Source organism: Desulfoscipio geothermicus DSM 3669 (assembly GCF_900115975.1).
Taxonomy (GTDB): Bacteria; Bacillota; Desulfotomaculia; order Desulfotomaculales; family Desulfallaceae; genus Desulfoscipio; species Desulfoscipio geothermicus.
In genome coordinates this window covers 1-2,846 of the sequence record NZ_FOYM01000066.1, presented here as the reverse complement: position 1 = coordinate 2,846, position 2,846 = coordinate 1, and the positions used below count along the sequence as shown (strand labels likewise).

At 38.0% G+C, this 2,846-nt stretch carries 2 protein-coding genes and 1 pseudogene; all 3 read left to right on the top strand.

All coding sequences use genetic code 11. The annotated features are described in order from the left end of the window. Positions 1-219: stalk domain-containing protein (locus BM299_RS18595; protein WP_131820691.1), on the top strand; the 219-nt coding region annotated here is incomplete at its 5' end. A gap of 205 nt (positions 220-424) precedes the next feature. After that, a complete protein-coding gene (locus BM299_RS18590) occupies positions 425-1,531 on the top strand; it encodes a TolC family protein (RefSeq protein WP_165608446.1) in 1,107 nt (368 codons plus the stop codon). Positions 1,532-2,019: 488 nt separating this feature from the next. Next, a pseudogene (locus tag BM299_RS18585) lies at positions 2,020-2,846 on the top strand (hypothetical protein); the annotation flags it as partial.

Below are 2,846 nucleotides of genomic sequence, written 5' to 3'. Positions count from 1 at the left end.
GCCACCAAGACTGCCACCTTTATCAAAGGTGACCGCGTGGCACAACTCACCGTGGGTGATCCCCAGGTCAAGCTGAACGGCGTGGCCCTGCCCACTGACAAGGGTGCAGAATTGAAAGACGGTCGGACCTATGTATCCCTGTCCGCAGCCGGTGTTGCTCTCGGCGCTGTTGCCAGCTGGGATAACGCCACCAAGACTGCTACCTTGACTGTTAAGTAAATTGCTTAATTAAAGAGAAAATAAGCCCGGGTCTTTGGATCTGGGCTTATTTTTATGCTTAATAAGATTGCTTTGTCATATTTAAACAGTTTTGCATATTTGGTATAAATATCCACGCATATATGATGTTGACAACCCTAGGGAAACCAAGTAAAGTTAACATAGTAAATTATTTAATTGCTTAACAAAGAGTGGAGGTATGTGTATGAGGAAGATAGGGCTATTACTTCTTTTTTTGGTTATCTTACTAGGCTTTGCTACCTCTAACGCCTTGGCTTCGGAATTACCCGATGGATTGCAGCAATTAACATTGGTAGAAGCGGTCGATATGGCTATTAAGAATAGTGATGAGATTAAAATCCAGGAAGAGGTTGCTGACAAAGCATGGGATCAAAGGGAAAGAGCTGTAGATAATATTACATTTATACCCGCCGGTGTACGGGGTGGCGGGTATGTGCCACAAGCCGAGGCGGCTTATTCAGGATTGCTGCAGGCTGACCTTAACTATCAAATCCAAAGGAAGGAAATTCAGAATAAAATCGATAAAATTACGCTTGGTGTATATGAACAGTATTGTAAAATAAGAAACTTGGAAAAAAAAGCAATAAGCCTGCAGAAAGCTTTGGAAGAAGCGGAATGGAACAAAAAAATTGCCCGGGCGCAGTTAAGCGTTGGTGTAATGGCTCCTCCAGCAATGGTGGGAGTGGATGCATTGTTGCAGGGGGCACAATCTGAATTCAAAGCTGTAGAAGAAGAGTTAAACAAAGCGCATGTCGAGCTGAATAAGTTTTTGGGGATAAAAGCAAATGAAAGAGTTAGGTTAATTGATTCAATTCCATATGAAACGCTTGTAGTTGACGACTTGGATCATGACGTTGATAAAGCTGTTAAGAGCAATATAGACATATGGAAAGCGTTGCAAAAGGTTACGATTGAGAGGAAAGACCTCTCTTTTTTAAGTAAACCTTATGATGTGGAAGAGCATGACATTGATATTGCGGAGATGTCCGTTAGTGAAGCCAAAAAAGAACTGCAAAAGCAAGTACGTCTTTTATATTATGACATTAAGTCTTTGGAAGAAGCCATGAAAGCTGCAGAGCAAGGAGTTTTGTCGGCACAAGAGGCATTGCGGGTAGAAAAACTTAAATATGAAGTTGGGATTGCAAGCAAGGGAGATGTTCTTGCTGCCGAAAAGAACCTTGAGAAAGCAGAGTATGGTTTAACCGATTTAAAATTTAAACATTCAGTAGCAGCAGCTAATTACCTTAATCTTGTGGGAAAAAATATTTTGCCCATGTCTAAGGATGCTTAGAAATTAAATTGCCGTTTTGAACAGAAAGAGTATAGTTTAATAGATTTAGATAGATATTGTATTTTTTGCATATAGCATGTAAGGTAAACAACAAATTAAACAGATTCAGAATGTATGACGATATAAGTAAACAGGTAATATTCTAAAGAATGACCATTAGCATGGCCATTCTTTTTATTTATTATAAACTTGCAATATGCTCAAAAAAGAATTGACATTGCGTCTGTCAAGTATTTTCTTAAAAAATATTTTTATATGAAGGAATTCTTTAGTTAATATCGAATTAATAATTATTAAAAAATTCAAAAAAATATGACATGGTATAAATTTTTAAAAATAAAGGTAGGCAAGGCGAGGTGAGGCGTTATGCGCTGCATAAAATGAATGACTATTCAATCATTACTGGCAAAGGGAGGTGCTTAATTTTAATTAGATTAGATAATTAATTAATAAAATGTTTTTAAAAATTATTAGGAGGGAGTATTATCTTGCCAAAAAAATGGAAAAACAAAATTTATTTAATATTTGTTCTTATGCTTATTTTTACAGTTTTAAATCCTCTTGGCGCATATGCTAGTGATGTTGAAGTTTTAAATATACCAGTTGTTGATGATGATAAAGTGCAGGAACTTGGGACGGTGTATATACGAAATTCGGCTGGGCAAATCATGCCAGGTGACACTGCTTCGGTGCGTTTACCCGAAGATTTTAAATTCATGAAAAATGATACTGAAGTAATGACTGAAAAAGATTGGAACAGGGTTACAGTTGATGACGCAGTTTATGAATACGATCATGGAGAATACTTCTATAAGGGTAATAAGGTAGCACCTAATGCTGCAATGCTGTTCTCAATGCTAAATATCAGAAAACATGTAAAGCTTGGCAGTGACAAGACTTACTTTGAATTCCCTGTTGTAGGGCTTGGTACTCAAAGTGGATTGTTTAACGAAACTGCGCCGGGTTCCGGCGTATACAAACTAAATACTGGGCTTCACATCGCAAAATTGAGCGATAATGAAATAGAGATAGAAGTTAATGATATTACGCCACAAGGAACTCCGTTTGACGATGGTAATTATGGACCCGATTCATCATATGACGTGTATATGTTTTTCCGCAACGGTGCCATATATATAGACGAGGGATTTGAAGGGTATATCCAGGCAACTATTGATGCCCCCAGTACGAGTGGAATATCTTCCGGGATTATTCCCATTGGTCGTGTAAGTGGCGGGGAAGTAGACCTTGAAGTAACCAATGCACCTAACTTCAATAATGATACAACATCCGACCCGATCAAGATAAGGATTAA